The sequence below is a fragment of the Chryseobacterium antibioticum genome (assembly GCF_012927325.1).
GTDB classification, from domain to species: Bacteria; Bacteroidota; Bacteroidia; order Flavobacteriales; family Weeksellaceae; genus Chryseobacterium; species Chryseobacterium antibioticum.
This window is the reverse complement of record NZ_JABBGI010000014.1, coordinates 1-16,336: the sequence shown is the minus strand read 5'-3', so window position 1 is coordinate 16,336 and position 16,336 is coordinate 1. Positions and strand designations below refer to the sequence as shown.

General features: G+C 36.5%; 13 protein-coding genes and 1 pseudogene. 3 read left to right on the top strand and 11 right to left on the bottom strand.

What is annotated here, in order from left to right; genetic code table 11:
• Positions 1 to 33: 33 nt before the first annotated feature.
• Positions 34 to 522: a DUF6438 domain-containing protein gene (locus HHL23_RS12035; RefSeq protein ID WP_169235053.1), complete on the top strand. Its 489-nt coding sequence runs from the start codon at positions 34 to 36 to the stop codon at positions 520 to 522.
• A gap of 87 nt (positions 523 to 609) precedes the next feature.
• The gene (locus HHL23_RS12030; RefSeq protein ID WP_169235052.1) at positions 610 to 1,905 is read left to right on the top strand and encodes a DEAD/DEAH box helicase; all 1,296 of its coding nucleotides are present in this window, start codon (positions 610 to 612) and stop codon (positions 1,903 to 1,905) included.
• 396 nt (positions 1,906 to 2,301) lie between these two features.
• Here HHL23_RS12030 and HHL23_RS12025 read toward each other — a convergent pair whose 3' ends face one another.
• From HHL23_RS12025 to HHL23_RS11990, 8 genes are all read right to left on the bottom strand, one after another.
• On the bottom strand, positions 2,302 to 3,486 hold the full coding sequence (locus HHL23_RS12025; protein ID WP_169235051.1) for a hypothetical protein: 1,185 nt from the start codon (positions 3,484 to 3,486) through the stop codon (positions 2,302 to 2,304).
• Positions 3,487 to 3,495: 9 nt separating this feature from the next.
• A complete protein-coding gene (locus HHL23_RS12020) occupies positions 3,496 to 4,260 on the bottom strand; it encodes a TatD family hydrolase (protein WP_169235050.1) in 765 nt (254 codons plus the stop codon).
• A 4-nt stretch (positions 4,261 to 4,264) separates the two neighbouring features.
• Positions 4,265 to 4,792, bottom strand: coding sequence for a DUF4269 domain-containing protein (locus HHL23_RS12015; protein WP_169235049.1), 528 nt, complete (start codon positions 4,790 to 4,792; stop codon positions 4,265 to 4,267).
• Complete coding sequence (locus tag HHL23_RS12010) at positions 4,785 to 5,744, bottom strand: GSCFA domain-containing protein (RefSeq protein ID WP_169235048.1); 960 nt, start codon at positions 5,742 to 5,744, stop codon at positions 4,785 to 4,787. Before HHL23_RS12010 ends, HHL23_RS12015 begins: the two co-directional genes overlap by 8 nt.
• Positions 5,745 to 5,853: 109 nt before the next feature.
• Complete coding sequence (locus HHL23_RS12005; RefSeq protein ID WP_169235047.1) at positions 5,854 to 6,825, bottom strand: polyprenyl synthetase family protein; 972 nt, start codon at positions 6,823 to 6,825, stop codon at positions 5,854 to 5,856.
• A gap of 102 nt (positions 6,826 to 6,927) precedes the next feature.
• Positions 6,928 to 8,070, bottom strand: coding sequence for an inorganic phosphate transporter (locus HHL23_RS12000; protein ID WP_169235046.1), 1,143 nt, complete (start codon positions 8,068 to 8,070; stop codon positions 6,928 to 6,930).
• A gap of 14 nt (positions 8,071 to 8,084) precedes the next feature.
• The gene (locus tag HHL23_RS11995; protein ID WP_034705775.1) at positions 8,085 to 8,723 is read right to left on the bottom strand and encodes a DUF47 domain-containing protein; all 639 of its coding nucleotides are present in this window, start codon (positions 8,721 to 8,723) and stop codon (positions 8,085 to 8,087) included.
• 151 nt (positions 8,724 to 8,874) lie between these two features.
• Complete coding sequence (locus HHL23_RS11990) at positions 8,875 to 10,596, bottom strand: DEAD/DEAH box helicase (protein WP_169235045.1); 1,722 nt, start codon at positions 10,594 to 10,596, stop codon at positions 8,875 to 8,877.
• Between the two features lie 735 nt (positions 10,597 to 11,331).
• On the opposite strand from HHL23_RS11990, the pseudogene HHL23_RS11985 reads away from it, so the two are divergent.
• Positions 11,332 to 11,895, top strand: a pseudogene (locus HHL23_RS11985) (DUF2461 domain-containing protein); the annotation flags it as partial.
• A 129-nt stretch (positions 11,896 to 12,024) separates the two neighbouring features.
• On the opposite strand, the gene HHL23_RS11980 reads toward HHL23_RS11985, so the two are convergent.
• The 3 genes from HHL23_RS11980 to HHL23_RS11970 form a co-directional block, all read right to left on the bottom strand.
• Positions 12,025 to 13,083 carry a diphosphomevalonate/mevalonate 3,5-bisphosphate decarboxylase family protein gene (locus HHL23_RS11980; RefSeq protein ID WP_169235044.1) on the bottom strand — a complete coding sequence of 353 codons (1,059 nt, stop codon included), beginning with the start codon at positions 13,081 to 13,083 and terminating at the stop codon, positions 12,025 to 12,027.
• Between the two features lie 180 nt (positions 13,084 to 13,263).
• Positions 13,264 to 15,033 (bottom strand): AMP-dependent synthetase/ligase, encoded by a 1,770-nt coding sequence (locus HHL23_RS11975; RefSeq protein ID WP_169235043.1) that lies wholly within the window; start codon positions 15,031 to 15,033, stop codon positions 13,264 to 13,266.
• The gene (locus tag HHL23_RS11970; protein WP_169235042.1) at positions 15,030 to 16,043 is read right to left on the bottom strand and encodes an NAD-dependent epimerase/dehydratase family protein; all 1,014 of its coding nucleotides are present in this window, start codon (positions 16,041 to 16,043) and stop codon (positions 15,030 to 15,032) included. Before HHL23_RS11970 ends, HHL23_RS11975 begins: the two co-directional genes overlap by 4 nt.
• Positions 16,044 to 16,336: the final 293 nt, after the last annotated feature.

The window sequence follows — 16,336 nt, the reverse complement described above, 5'->3', positions numbered from 1 at the left end:
AATTATTGAAACAACACAGAGAAACCATCTATTATGAAATATATACTAAGCCTTTGTGCATTTATATTTTTATTTTCGTGTACGACACAAAAAACGGATTCAAAATATACTACAATTGAATACCAGGCCGGTGCATGTTTTGGATCCTGCCCTATTTTCACCATGACCATCAAGCCGGACCGGACGGCCATATTGGAAGCAGAGCATTTCAATTTCGACAAAGATTTTTCGAAAGGCGAGTTCTCAAAGCCCCGTGAAGGAACTTTTAGAGCGGTCATCAAAGAAGGAGATTACAACAAACTGGTCTCGCTACTGAATGGCCTGGATATTAAAAATCTGAAAGACAAATACGGGACAAGAAATATCACGGATCTTTCAACGTCCTATCTGAGAATTAATTTTACGGATGGAACTTCCAAAAATGTAGAAGATTACGGTAAAAGAGGAAGTGAAAAACTGAGGGAAGTCTACATGTTCATTGAAGACCTGAGACATAACCAGCAGTGGGCAAAAGTAAAATGATCCGCTTAAAAATATTTAGACTACCTTTGTACCATATAATTCCTTCACATTGAGGGAATTTTATTTTAAATTAAAAAAATAGTTCATTTGAATTTTACAGACCTAAACTTAATAGAACCTATTGCAAAAGCAATTCAGGAACAGGGTTATACGAACCCAACGCCCATTCAGGAGAGATCTATCCCTGAAATCTTAAAAGGTAGCGACTTTTTAGGATGTGCACAGACAGGAACAGGAAAAACAGCGGCGTTTGCTATTCCTATTCTGCAGAATTTATCAAAAAACAAGACCAAAAATAATCATATAAAGGCCTTGATCTTAACGCCGACAAGAGAACTTGCCATCCAGATCGAGGAAAATATTAACGCATACGGAAAATACCTTCCGCTAAAACAACTCGTTATTTTCGGAGGAGTAAAGCAGGGGAATCAGGAAGCTGCTCTTAGAAGAGGCATCGATATCCTGGTAGCAACTCCTGGTAGACTTCTCGATTTTATCGCTCAAGGTATTATAAGCTTAAAGAACATTGAAATCTTTGTTCTTGATGAAGCAGACAGAATGCTTGATATGGGTTTTGTACATGACGTAAAAAGAGTGATTAAACTTCTTCCACAAAGAAGACAGACGTTATTCTTTTCTGCGACCATGCCTTCTGAGATTCAGAAACTGGCAGATTCTATCCTGAACAATCCAGTAAAAGTAGAAGTTACTCCGGTTTCTTCCACTGCAGAAACGATTAAACAATCGGTTTACTTTGTAGACAAAGAAAACAAGCTGGATCTTCTTTCTCATATTTTAGAGAATGATATTTCAGATTCTGTACTGGTATTTTCCAGAACAAAACACGGCGCAGACAAAATTGCAAGAAAACTGCAGAAAGATAATATCTCAGCAGAGGCTATTCACGGGAATAAATCTCAAAATGCTAGACAGAATGCCCTGAATAATTTTAAGAACGGAAAAACAAGGGTTCTGGTCGCTACAGACATCGCTGCAAGAGGTATTGATATCGATGAGCTGAAATATGTGATCAATTTTGAGCTTTCCGACGTTTCTGAAACGTATGTTCACAGAATCGGAAGAACGGGAAGAGCCGGAGCCGAAGGATCTTCCATCTCTTTTGTAGACAGCCTGGATCTTTTAAACTTAAGAAATACGGAGAAACTGATCGGGAAAAAAATTCCTGTGATAAAAGAGCATCCGTTCCATACTGATAATCTTATAGCGCAGAAAAGAGACTCGAATAACAAGCCTTCTTCCGGAGGTGGAGACAGGAGACCTCCAAGATCTCCAAAACCTCAGAGCAACAACAATAAGCCAGCTGGCAGTGCTCCTACCGGGTTTACGAAACCTAAGAATAAGAATTTCACGAGAAAAAAATAATAGTAAAGCCCTTTCGATTGAAAGGGCTTTTTTTTATGTGGTATTCAATTACTTTCCTGTAAAGATTTTCATGTAAAAGATTCTCACCTTATAATATGTCCTTACCTGATTCTATTGAAGTTTAAAGCAGGTCCTATACTCTACCCTTTGTATATTGCAGCCAGAAATCTTTTGAGTTTCCCGAACTGTCATATTGGATGTGAAGGAAAAAAACAATGAAGAAAAGGATCATAACAGCAACCAATGAAAGATTGAATTTCCCTTCTATGCATGGTGTTTTTTTATCCTTATCAGGCAAAGCAGAAATTACCAAAAGGATAAGTAACACTTAAATAATCCCAAGAAATTCTATAAAGTTATAAAATTTCATTTCTTTAGATATTCTCATCTCATCTACTATGTATAATTATCTAATCTTATTTTTATACTAATCTTTTCTAGTTCTCTTCGAACGGAAAAGCAGTAAGCAATTATACTGAACGGCAGACAACTCGCCAAATAAGTTGTAGAAAAAAGATTATGCTGAAAGCCAAATCCAAGAACAAGATACTTCTCAAGAACAAAACTTAGCATAATCAGAAAAACAATGGAGGTTGAAAAATAAAATACGTCACTTATTTTTTTAACATTAAATGATAAAATTACAGCTGATACCAGAAAAAGAAACATGACAAATTTATTGCTCTGTCCCTGCAAAGTCAGCGGATTGTATTGTATAATAAAATCAAAACTTTTAGCAGGCAAAAACACCGTAAGCAGTAATACAGTTATGGTAAGCAAAAAGGCCAATGCTGTTTTTATTTTGCGGCTAATATCCGTAGCCAGAAAGGGTTTCATTAAAAAAATAATTAAAGGAATAATAGCTACACTTCGGGTGAGACATAAAACGCCCAGACTAATACCCAGCAACACCGGTTTTTGAAAATAATTATCTTTAAACTTATTGTGCCAGAAAAGGATAAATGCAGCTACAAAAATAAAAGAGGCGATAAAATCACTCTTACAAACCGCTTCATAAATATAAGACAGGGATATCCCCAGCATCAGTATCGCTGTGAACCTGATCAGATTGCTTTTAAATTCAAGCAGAATGGTATAGGAAAACAGCAAAAAAGCCATCACTTGAAGATAACCTACGTTTCCTAAAAGATAAGATGGAAGAGCCAGCAACAGCTGCCCCGGAAGGTATGAGGATAAGTTCCCCATAAAGTTCGGTGTATCATAAATATATTTCCCGTGGGTCCAGTGCTCTAGAGAAAAATTGAGCGTCTGCCACCGGTCTATGTTCATCTTATACGGATCTTTTAAGATATGGCATAATGCAATATAAACAACAGTAAAAAGCCCCGTCAGCAGATAAACTAATTTCACATTTAGCTTTTTTTCCAACAGTTGATTCTTTCTCAGAAAAAACATCGAAAAATGTACCGCTGCAAATGCAATAATTAAAATATTGAGCGGAACGACAGATTGCCGGATGCCATACTTGGTCAGAAATAGAAGATTAATCACAAAATAAACGGCAAACATCATTAAACTGTTTGCCTTGCCGTCTTTTGTATAGGTTAAAATCTTATTCATCTTAAATAATTAGTTCCCAAAGATTTTTTCAGCATTTTCCGTAGTTAGTCGGTCAATTTCCGAAAAGTCTTTCCCATAGATATTCACTAGTTTTCCCGCTACAAGATCAAGATATGAGCTTTCATTTCTTTTTCCCCTGTGCGGAACCGGAGCAAGATATGGGGAATCTGTTTCCAGAACAATTTTATCCAAAGGAATTTCATTCAGAAACTGATCGATCTTCCCATTTTTAAATGTTACAACCCCTCCTATTCCTAATATAAAATTAAGATCTATTGCATGTTTGGCTTGCTCCAGATCTCCTGAAAAGCAATGGAAAATACCGCGAAGTTTCGGGTGTCTTTTTCTTTCGAGCACTTCAAATGTTTCATCAAAGCTTTCTCTGGTATGAATAACGATAGGAAGATCCTTTTCTATTGCCCAGTCGATTTGCTGTTCAAAAGCTTTAACCTGAATATCCAATGTTGTTTTATCCCAGTAAAGATCGATTCCAATCTCCCCTATCGCAGGAAAACGTCTCTGATCAAGGTAATTTTTAACGATTTCCAGTTCTTTTTCCCAGGATTCAGGTTTTACGTAGCATGGATGAAGTCCCATCATAGAGATGATCTGTCCAGGATATTCTGTTTCCAGTTGAAGCATTTTTCCATGCGATTCCGAATCAATAGCGGGAAGGTAAAACTTCGTGATTCCTTTATCTACAGCCCTCTGAATGGCCTCTTTTCTGTCTTCATCAAATTCTTCTGCGTATAAATGGGTATGTGTATCAATCATTTTCTTAAAATTTCAATAGATCTTCATAAGGGTTTTCTAACTCCATCAACAGGCCAAAAGCAGGCTCAGTTTTGATTCCCTGTTTCTTCAGTTCTATTATTTTATGTTTAAATTCTTCTCCTTGTTCCTGTAATATTCTGTATTCAGCAAGCATGTGACGGTAAGCATTCTGCTCAAGAGATGGCTTATTTTGTCCGAAAATTTCGACCTGAATTTCTTCCAGCATGAAATTCAGAACCATACTTTTCTCTCCATTGATCATTATATTTTCAACCTTCACCTCTGCGTCTGTCGGAATTAACCGGCTAGACCTAATATCATCCAAAAACCCCTCTTCAAACTGAAGATCTATCTCACAGATAATGTCCAGATCACTGTTTTCAATATCGATCTCTATAGGAATTGTTCCCGCCAAAACAGGCGAATAGACTTTTAATTTCTCAAAAACCTTATATTTTTCAAGAACTTCGTAAGCTCTTTTCTGCTTTTTATTTCCGGTTTTCAGATAATTGAGGTTCGTAAAATCAATCATTTGAAAAAATTTTATGCCTTACTTTTTCCCTCTGAAGTTCAATTTTTTCGTTCAGCTTTTCTCTAAACTCTATATATTTCGGATCCTTTTCATCTTCGGTTCTGTGTTCCAGTGCTTTATTGATCTTAAAATTTTCTTTGATAAAACTTTTAGTCTCATCCGAAAAATAAGCTTCTCCGAACTTATCAAAAATATAATTGACGGCCTGTGAAGTAGGATGAATCATATCTTCCTTATAAAAACGATAGTCACGCAGATCATCCATCAATATTTCATAAACAGGAAGATAATGGCAATTTTCCAGCTGCGAAACAGCTTCATGAACGGCAGTGATCAGTTTAGATTTACTCAGTTGGTTTTCAATCATTCCATCTTTTGTATGACGTACGGGAGACACTGTAAACAGAATCTGTACATCATCCCGGCAGATATCTTTCAGGTTTAACACCGTATTGTAGATGGAATCTGTAAGTTCCTGATGGGAAAGCAGTCTTTTTTCAAAAAATTTCTGTGGAATCTTGTGACAGTTGGCAGCCAGTTTTTTCTTTGGGATAAATTCATAAATAAATGAAGTCCCGTAGGTAATAATCACCCAACCGGCATCCTGCAGAAAGCGGTTTCCTTCTTCTATTCCTGCATTGATCTTATCCAGAGTCTGATGAATGTACCGTGTATCAAAGCTGCTGTGGTGATCCAGGGAAATGAATTCTTCGTTAAAAGTGATCAGTTCTTCCTCATCATAAAACTCTGAATCATGAAGCCTTTTGACCGCATTACTGATCGAAAAAGGATTAAAAATGGTCCCAAAAGGATTATTAACCGTCTGAAGCTGCCCCTGTCCCAGCAAGTCTGTCATTTCTGAAGCAAAACAAGACCCTATTGAAAATATTTTATCTTCAACATCTATCTTTTTCTCCGACTTTGGAATGTCAACTTCAGTTCTGAATTTCATTATTTAGATAGCAGATAATAGGTAGCAGGTGGCAGGTGGCAGATAACAGGTGGCAGATAGTCGTTAGTCTTTGAAACCTACAACCTGCAACCTCTTACCTGCCATCTTATTAGCTCTCTCTTCTCAACAGATAATTCGCCAGTTCTGCAAAAGGCTTTTTCTTATCTTCAGGAATATTGATTTTCGCCAGATAGCTCTGCCCGATCTCATTGTGCGTTTCAATCAGACGCAATGCTTTCTCGTCTACTTTTGTTCTTCTGAAGATCTTTTCAACACCGTATACTTTATCGATATTATCGGTCTTTTTACCATACCAGTGATCTAACTCTTTTCTTTCTTCCTCTGTAGCATGTTCTCTGGCTAAAAGATAAAGGATCGTTTTCTTATTTTCATAAATATCTCCGGCATGTTTTTTCCCAAACTGAGCCTGATCTCCGAATACATCCAGATAATCATCCATAATCTGGAAAGCGATCCCAATGTGCTTACCAAAGTTGAAAATAGCTTTGGCATCTTTAAAATTGGCTCTTGCAATAAGCGCTCCTATTTCAAAAGAAGAGGCACTCAAAACTCCGGTTTTATAAGTAATCATTCTAATGTAATCATCATAAGTTACATCCTCCTGAGTTTCGAAATTGATATCGTACTGCTGCCCTTCACATAGAAGAAGTCCTGTATGGGTAAATATTCTGATACAAGCCTTGAAAATTTCAGGCTCAAGGTCTTCAAAAAATTTATAGGCTTTCAGCATCAGTCCGTCTCCGGAAAGGATTCCCACGTTGATCCCGTGAAGGGTATGAATGGTGGGTTTATTTCTTCTCAGAGGAGCCTCATCCATAATATCATCATGGATCAGTGTAAAATTATGGAAAAACTCGATCGCCAGTGCGGGTTTAATAGCCTGTCTGAGATCTCCGCCGAACAGGTCACACGCCATCAGTACCATAATAGGACGAAGACGCTTACCGCCGTGGGAAATGATGTAGTTCATCGGATCATAGAGTTCCGCAGGCTTATCTTTAAAAGTGTACTTCGTGATCGCTTCAGCTACGATCTGCTGGTATCTGTCTAAAAATTCCATAAAATCTTATAATTTGAACAAAAATACAATTTTTCGGGGCTTTATAAAACAAAAAACTTTGCCCCGGAGGACAAAGTTTATATTATAATTTCAACTTCTATCTTAAGTCAGAAATGTTACTATCAGATAAGTGATCCCTGCAACAATTGCTGAAATAGGAATCGTTAATACCCAAGCCCAAAGAAGGCTTACGGTAATTCCCCATCTCACGGCAGAAATTCTTTTCGTTAATCCTACCCCGATGATAGAACCTGTGATCGTGTGTGTTGTAGATACTGGAATACCAAAATGGTCTGTAAGGAATAAAGTAATTGCTCCTGCTGTTTCAGCACTTACCCCTTCCAGTGAAGTTACTTTTGTAATTTTAGTTCCCATTGTTTTGATGATCTTCCAACCACCACTCATCGTACCCAATGCAATCGCAATGAAAGAAACCAAAGGAACCCAAATATAATGTTGTGCAAAATAATCGAAACGCCCCGCAGATGGAATATTAAGATAATCAGGATCCTGAAGCATATTGACGTGATAATAGATCATCGCTGCTCCAATAATACCCATTACTTTCTGTGCATCATTCAAACCATGTCCTAAACTGAACAAAGCCGAAGATACCAACTGTAATCTCTTAAATGACTTGTCTGCTTTGTACGGATTCGATTTTTTATAAAGATGAACAATAATTAAAGTGATAATGATTGAAATAATCATCCCAATAATCGGAGCCATAAAAATGAACAGGAAAATAGGAATTACTTTATCAAATTTAACAACACCTTGCTGGGTAACCTGATAGCAAGCTGTTTTAAAAGTTTCCCATGCTCCTAAATTAGGTTGAGTAGCCACAACTTCATGATAATCCATCATAAAAGCATGCATTAAGGCTGCTCCCAGAAATCCACCGATCAAAGTGTGTGATGATGATGAAGGAATCCCAAACCACCATGTTAAAAGGTTCCAGGCTATCGCAGCGATAAGACCTGAAAAGATTACTTCTAATGTAATAAAGTTTTCATTAACCGTTTTGGCTATCGTATTCCCAATTTTAAATTCTCCAATAATGTAAGCGGCAATAAAGAAAGCGGCAAAATTCCATAGAGCTGCCCAAAGTACAGCCTGGAATGGAGTTAAAACTTTTGTAGAAACGATGGTCGCAATTGAATTCGCGGCATCATGAAAACCATTGATATAATCGAAAATTAAAGCCAGTGCAATAATAACTATTAGTAAAATCGGAAATTCCATTTTTGTTATTTTGTTTAGGCGTATTTAATCATGATGTTCTCAATAGTATTGGCAACATCTTCTGCCTTATCGGTTACTATTTCAAGATAATTAAGTACAGATGAAACTTTGATAATGTTAATTGCATCATTGGTTTCAAATAAATCTACCATTGAATTGGAAAGCAGATCATCTGCAATGTTTTCAATAGAGTTCACTTTGATACAAGCTTCTTTTACCTGGTCCATATTCTTGAAACCTTTAAGGTTTTTCATCGCGTTCTGGATCTCAAGACATGCTTTGTGGATCAGAAGTGAGAAATCCGAATAAGCCTTCATTTCAGGAGATTTATACAGGAAGATGTATTTTGTGGAAGCGTAGATGTAATCGGCGATATCATCAAGGCCTGTTGCCAGTGTGTGAATATCTTCACGATCGAAAGGTGTAATGAAGTTTTTTCCCAGCTCAATGAAGATCTCATGGGTAAGTTCATCATTTTTGTGTTCGTAGTCACTCATTCTTTTTAACATCGTATCGTCATTAAGATCGAAATCTTTAATCCCGTTGTTAAAGTCTTCAGACATTGCAACTAAGTTTTCAGTTACTTTTTCAAAAAGTACAAAGAAAATTTTATCCTTCGGTTGAAAAGCGTGGAAAATATTACCAATTCCCATTTTTATGTATTTATAATTTGAGTGCAAATTTCCTAAAAAAGGATTTGCCCTGAAACTATATAACATTAAGTTTTGTTAACATACCATTAACGCCTGATTATCAAACAAAAAAACCGGCTGTAAAGCCGGTTTATATAGTTTAGAATGAGTGTTAATTTGCCTCTTCGGCTCTCATATCTTTTCCTTTGAATTTCATTGATGCAATATTATTCAAAAGCTCTCCTTTAAATGATTTTTCAATTTCGAAGAAAGAGAATTTCTCTAAAATTTCAATATCACCTATTTCTGCTCTTTTTTTGCTTCCTCCAGCTGGTGAAGTCGCTTTATTAATAATATCTAAAACATCAAGTTTTTTCAACTGATCTTTTTTTCCTAAGTTGAAGAAGAATCTTACCATGTTTTCATTCTTTCTTCTAGGTTTTCCGCCACGTTCTCTTCCACCATCTCTGCTTCCTCTTACGTCACGGTCTCCACGATCACGATCTCTTCCTCTATCACGGTCTCTTCCTCTACTATCTCTATCTCTTCTAGAATCATCATCTCTAGTGCTGAATTTTTGGTCAGCAAGATCATGTTTATCCTTGTAGTACGTCGCAAGATCTTTCAATTGGAACTGCAATAATTTGTGTACCAATTCTTCTTTTGTAAACGCGCTTAGATCCGGGATTAGGTTATCATTAAATTCAAATACATCCAGGTGCTCCGTAAATAATTTTTCGAAAACGCCTCCAACCTGAGCCTTGATAACATCCTCTCCTGTTGGGATAAATTTTTCAACGATATCGATTTTCGTTGTAGATTTTATTTGCTTTAATTTTCTGCTTTCTTCAGGCTTGATCAAAGAGATTGAAATACCATCTTTTCCTGCTCTACCTGTTCTTCCGCTTCTGTGTACAAAAACTTCAGGATCATCCGGTAAAGAGTAGTGAATAACATGAGTCAATGAATCTACATCCAATCCTCTGGCCGCAACATCTGTTGCCACCAAAATATCGATGTTTTTCAGTCTGAATTTCTTCATTACTGTATCTCTCTGTGCCTGAGAAAGATCTCCGTGAAGTGCATCAGCAGCATAGCCGTTCTGCATCAGGAAATCTGCAACCTCCTGAGTTTCCATTCTTGTTCTACAGAACAAAATAGAATACTGGTTCGGGTTGGCATCAATCAATCTCTTAAGAGCTTCTTTTTTCTGACGGTATCCTACTACGTAGTATTCATGCTTGATGTTCTTTTTAACCTCGTTAATAGAACCCACAGAAATACGGTGCGGATTGGTAAGATAGTTTTTAGAAATTCTCTCCACTTCTTTATTCATCGTTGCCGAGAATAAGAACGTCTGCTTTGTATCCGGTGTTTCTCTTAGAATCGTTTCCAACTCATCTTTGAAACCCATTGAAAGCATTTCATCAGCTTCGTCTAAAACTAACCAATGAATAGCAGAAAAATCAAGTGCTTTTCTGTTGATAAGGTCGATTACTCTTCCTGGAGTACCTACAATAATTTGCGGCTTGTCCTTTAAAGAACGAATCTGATCCATAATACTGCTTCCACCGTAAACCGCTGTGGTTTTGATGTCTTTCATGTACTTGGAGTAATTTTTTATGTCTTTAGAAATCTGAAGACATAGTTCCCGTGTCGGACAAAGCACCAAAAATTGGATTTTGCGACTCGTTTCGTCAATCATATCCAAAATCGGAAGCGAAAACGCTGCTGTTTTGCCTGTCCCTGTCTGCGCAAGTGCGATCAAATCGCGAATATCTGAAAGAATGAAAGGGATAGTCTGTTTTTGGATTTCTGTCGGGCTTTCGTAACCCAGTTCGCCAACTGCCTTAAGTATATCAGGACTTAAATTGGACTCCGTAAATAAATTCATTAAATATTTTAAAATTTTTGCAAAGATACAACAAATATTTGATTTGTTTTTGAATAAAGTTCTAAATATGTAAACTTTAATTCACAATCCTCTAATATATTTTTAATTTTTAAAAAATTAAATCCAAAAAAACAGGTCTTACATTAAAAACATGCTAACCATTGTTTTTTTTTATTAAATTAGATTGATTTTTTCTGTATTATTTATGAATTTTCAAAAATAACATCATGAAATGTAAATTTAATTTTAATAATCCCATTTATTATCATGAGAACATTTCCAGTATCCATGGTTACATTTCAAGATTTACCGATTTCTTAACAATGTTCAATTTACGACTTATTTGAAGCTCTTACAAATTTACAATTATTTTTTCCAAACCGTACAATACCAACTTTTTTTTACTGGATTTCCTTTTTTTTTCAGCCTCTTTTCCAAAATTTAATTTTAAAATTCACACCTTATCAGATCCAATTTGTACGCTTCATTTTACAATTTTTATCTGTTGAAATTTTCCACTTCATTAAGCATAAAAAAGATACCTCATGACTTATTTTTGGCCAACATAAGTTTATTTTTTAACTTGTTTCAATTAAAACACCATTTTACATTAAATTTCCAAAAGCATGAGTACCATTAAGCCAGAAACCCTGACATTTTTAAAAGATCTGACCCCAGAATAACAACCGCGAGTGGTTTACTGAAAACAAAAAACTTTACACAGAATCACAGGAAAATGTCATCGCATTTCTTGACGAACTGATCAAAGAGATGGCAGAATTTGATGAAGAATTAGGGAAAATTGACGGTAAAAAATCTTTGTTCAGAATTTACCGTGATACGAGATTTTCAAAAGATAAAATACCTTACAAAACCAATTTCGGAGCTTCTTTAGGAATGGGCAAAGGAAGTCAGAAAGGCGGTTATTATCTTCACATCGAGCCCGGGAAATCTTTTCTCGCCGGAGGAGTTTACATGCCGGAATCTTCCGTTTTGAAAGAAGTACGAAAGGAAATTTCTTTATATGGAAACGATTTTCTCAAGATCATCAACCAAAAGGAATTTAAAAAACATTTTCCGGAATTGGATCAGGACGATAAACTTAAAAAAATTCCCTAGGGATTTGAAAAGGAAGACCCAATGGGAGACTATTTGAAACTTAAAAGCTTCATTGTGGTTTATCATCTGAAAGACGAGGAAGTTCTGGATAAAAATGCCGTAAAAAGTATGACAAAAATTTTCAAGCTGATGAAACCTTTCAATGATTTCCTGAACACTCCCATCAATTTAAATTTGTAACAATAGCAACAGCTCTATCGGAATAAAAAGAATCTGCGTCATCCGTGATATCTGTGAGAGATTTTTTCCCACTGATTTCGCAGATGACGCAGCTATTTATTGATAGTGAAAAACTATCGTATTTTTATTTTAAAACTGCATCACATCCTTCACTACTCCATTCTTCTGGGTATGTTGCAGTAATTCTGTTTCGATAAAGATTTTGATTTTTTCTTCTGAAGGGTCATTAGGGAATAAAAGATGAACATTTGCTCCGGCATCCAGCGTGAAAAACAACGGAAGTCCTGTTTCTTTCCTGAAATCCCAAATCTTGTTGATGACCTCCATGGTTCCTGTTTTCATCAGAATAAAGGCAGGATCGCTCATCATCATCATGGCATGAAGGGTGAGAGCTTCATGTTCAACTAATTTAATAAAACGCTCCATATCGCCACTTTTGAGAATTTCCTTCATCGGAACAAAGTTTTCTCTTGCTTCCTGGAATCTTCTTTCAGCGTAAGGATTGGTGTTCATTAAGCCGTGTCCTACGGTTGAAGAGACACTTTTTTGACCTTCATGGATCAATAAAACCCAGTCATTGAAATTTTTGAATATATCATGAATCTCGGCATCAGGATATTTTACAGCAAATAAGTCTGAACTTCCTTCTACTTCTTCCGAATTTCCCCAAACAACCAATCCGTTGTACAAACTTCTGCAAGCGCTGCCACTTCCTAGTCGGGCTAAAAATGAGGCTTTTCTTAAAGATTCTTCTTCAGAACCCTTTCCTGAAAAAGCTTCGTCCAGTTTCATCAGACATTTGGCTATGGCTCCGAATCCGGAAGCTGAACTTGCAATCCCGGAACTGTGCGGAAAGGTATTTTCTGTTCTGATGATATATTTTCCTTTCAGTACCCATGGAAGATACTGCTCGATATTTTTAAAATATTTTTCTATTTTTTCTGCAAATTTCACTTCTTCATTTCCTGCCAGAAAGGTCTGCACAGAGAAAGATTCATCAGCTAAAAACTCCATAGAAGTATTGGTTTTGCAATGATTCAAAGTATAGCTTATACTCGGATTGGCAGGGATCTGGTTTTCATATTTACCCCAGTATTTGATCAGGGCAATATTAGACGGACAGCTTTCTGAAACGGTCTGGGTATGGATGGTGAAATTTTGTTTTCCTAGGAATTCTTGTGTTGTCATAGTCTGATTTAAAATGGTAAAACGCTTTTATTTAACCACAAAGGCACAAAAGAATCTTAACACTTAAGTTATTGATAAAGTTAAATAAAACTGTCTATTCAAGACCACTTAAGTTTTCAAAAATCTTGATTTTTATTTGAAAAAACCGTTTGTCTCTTTTGTGGTTTAGATTGTTTTATTTTAATACATTTTTTCTATAATATCTGTATATTTTTTAAGAACCACATTTCTTTTAACCTTCAATGTTGGTGTAATCTCGCCGGTATTGATATCAAATTCAGCAGGCATCAGCGTGAACTTCTTCACTTTCTCATAATCTGCCAGATGTTCCTGTAATTCTTTAATTTTATCTTTATATAAAGTAATGATTTTATCATCTTTTACCGCTTCTTCCCAATTGGTGAAAGGAATATTGTTTTTCTTGATAAAATCCTGTAAAAATTCAAAATTAGGGACAATAAGAGCCGATACAAACTGCCTGCCTTCGGCCACCAGCATAATCTGCTGGATAAAATTATTATTGGTAAGAAGGTTCTCGATCTGCTGTGGTGCTACATATTTCCCATTGGAAGTCTTCATCAGATCTTTAATCCTGTCTGTAATGATCAGATTTCCTTTGTCGTCAAATTTTCCGGCATCTCCGGTTTTGAACCATCCGTCTTCCGTGAAAACTTTCTGGGTGTCTTCAGGCTTGTTGTAATATCCTTTCATAATACCATTTCCTTTGGCCTGAATCTCATCGCTTTCACCGATACGGATTTCTACACCCGGTAAAGGCTTTCCACTGGTACCATGTTCAAAATGAGTCAACGGGAAGAGGGTCAGTGTAGCCGTAGTTTCTGTAAGACCATATCCTACGGTAACATGAATGCCTACTGAATCGAAGAACCTGGTGACTTCCGGTGACAATGATGCTCCTCCGCAAGGTAAGAACCACAGTCTTCCACCCATTTTTTCTTTAATTTTGCTAAAAACCAGCATATCTGCAACAGATTCCTTCAGTTTTAACCCAAAAGGAATTGGTTTTTCGTTTCTTCTCAGTTCTGCAGTCTGCCACCCTGTTGCCAGTGCCCAATCAAAGATCTTTTTCTTTGTTGATGAACCTTCTTCTGCTTTTTCTAAAACACCGGCATATACTTTCTGGAAAAATCTAGGTACCGCACACATCATGGTGGGTTTTACTTCTTCCAGCGCTTTAGCAATATTCTTCGGATCTTCCAGGAAATAAACTCTGGCACCACCATAAAGGCAAAGCAGGCTCCAGCTTCTTTCGAAAACGTGAGTCAAAGGCAGGAATGCCAGTGAAAGTTCTTCCTCAAAGTTTTTAAATTTAAAAAATTCAAAGTGGGAATCAAATGCTTTGATAAAATTCCCATGGGTAAGCATAACGCCTTTCGGAGTTCCGGTAGTTCCTGATGTATAAATCAGCGTAGCGGTATCATCATTTTCTTTGTTGATGATCTCCAGCTTTGGTGAAGACTTTGCAATAAAATCTTCGAGATAAAAACTGTTGAATTCTTTCTTGATCCAGATTGATTTTTTGGAAACAATGATCGTTTCTAAGGGATTACCTTCTTTCTTTACAAATTCCAGACATGCGTCATATTGCTCCTGGCTTCCCACAAGCACAGCTTTTGCAGATGAATCATTGAAGATATATTCTGCCTGTTCTGCATTATTTGTAGAATAAATAGGAACGCTGATTGCGCCAATGGCCATGGAAGCCAGATCAAAAATCATCCATTCAGAAGAGTTATCTGAATAAATGGCTACTTTATCATTTTCCTGAATTCCTGCATCTTTCAGTGCATTAGCCGTTCTAAAAACGATATCGCCCAGTTTTTTCCAGCTCAGTTCTTTCCAGGCCTCATCTTTCTTTTTAAAGCCTATCGCTGATTTTAACGGATGCTTTTCTACATTTTTTAGGATAATTGCTGCGGCAAGATTCATGAATTCAGCTTTTTGTCGTTAATATAATTGTTAAGATGAAAATCAATACTTTCCTTTACGGGAATAAATTGATAATCAAGCTCTTTTTTTATTTTTTGGTTGGAGATGGTGTTGAGTGATGATATGGATTCAATATTGGACTTGGTAATGATTCTCAGTTTCGGAATCAGCCAGCCGAAAAGGATATTGGCCAGTCTTCCTAAATTTAACTGAGATTTTGTAAGGATTTTTGCTTCTTTCAAACCAAGCTTCGATCTGATCTGCTGCCCAAGGGCTGCATACTTTTTGTTTTCCGATATCAGAATAAAACGTTCTCCGAAAACATTCTTTTCCATGAGTTCAATGGAAATTTTAGCCGCATCTCTTACATCCACATAACTTGTTCCACCGGAAAATGTAAAGCCATTTTTTTCAAAAGTCGGGAAAATATCTCCACTGCTCTGACCCCAGTTTCCGCTTCCTATAATCATTCCCGGGTTGACGATTACGGTATTCAAGCCTTCGGCAGAAGCCCTCCAGACTTCCATCTCAGCAAGATGCTTAGAAATGGCATAGGCAGAATGTTCTTCTTTGGGATTAAATTCAGAACTTTCGTCTAATTCTCCCTTTTCATTAAAAAGATCCAGAATGGCAATCGTACTGACGTGCAGAAATTTTTCAACCTGCGAACCTTCGCATGCAAACAGCAGGTTTTCGGTACCCTTTACGTTGGTATGGTACATTTCTTTTTCATCATGAGGATGGAAACTTACTTTTGCGGCACAGTGATAGACCTCATCTACCCCTTTTAATGAATTCTGCAGAGTGTCCAGATCATCAAAATCCAGGTCTATCCATTCGATCTTATTAAAAAGATCATCAGAATTTTCTGTATAGACACTGTAAGAATGCCTTACATCGTTTAAATTGCTGCCCGGTCTTTTGGAAGCACGTACATTTTTCCCTTTTTTAAGAAGTTCCAAAACGATCACCCTTCCCAGAATTCCGGTCGCACCCGTTACAAAAATCATTAATTATTTACTTGATTGCTGACTAAAATATGACAATATTTTCTATCCGGCAATTCTTCATTTTTCTGGATAGATTTCATAAAAAACTGCTTATGCAAATTTGCGATTTTTAAAGCAGAATTCCACTTAATTTAACCAATATTATCATTTTGACAGACTTTATAATGAAGTCATTTAAACTTTTCCTATAAAAAAGGCTTGCTTATTTTTGTGTTGCGAAACATAAAAAAAGAAAGCAAGCCAATGATGTACCAAGTACTAGACAAAGATATAATAGAAACTGAGATCGTACC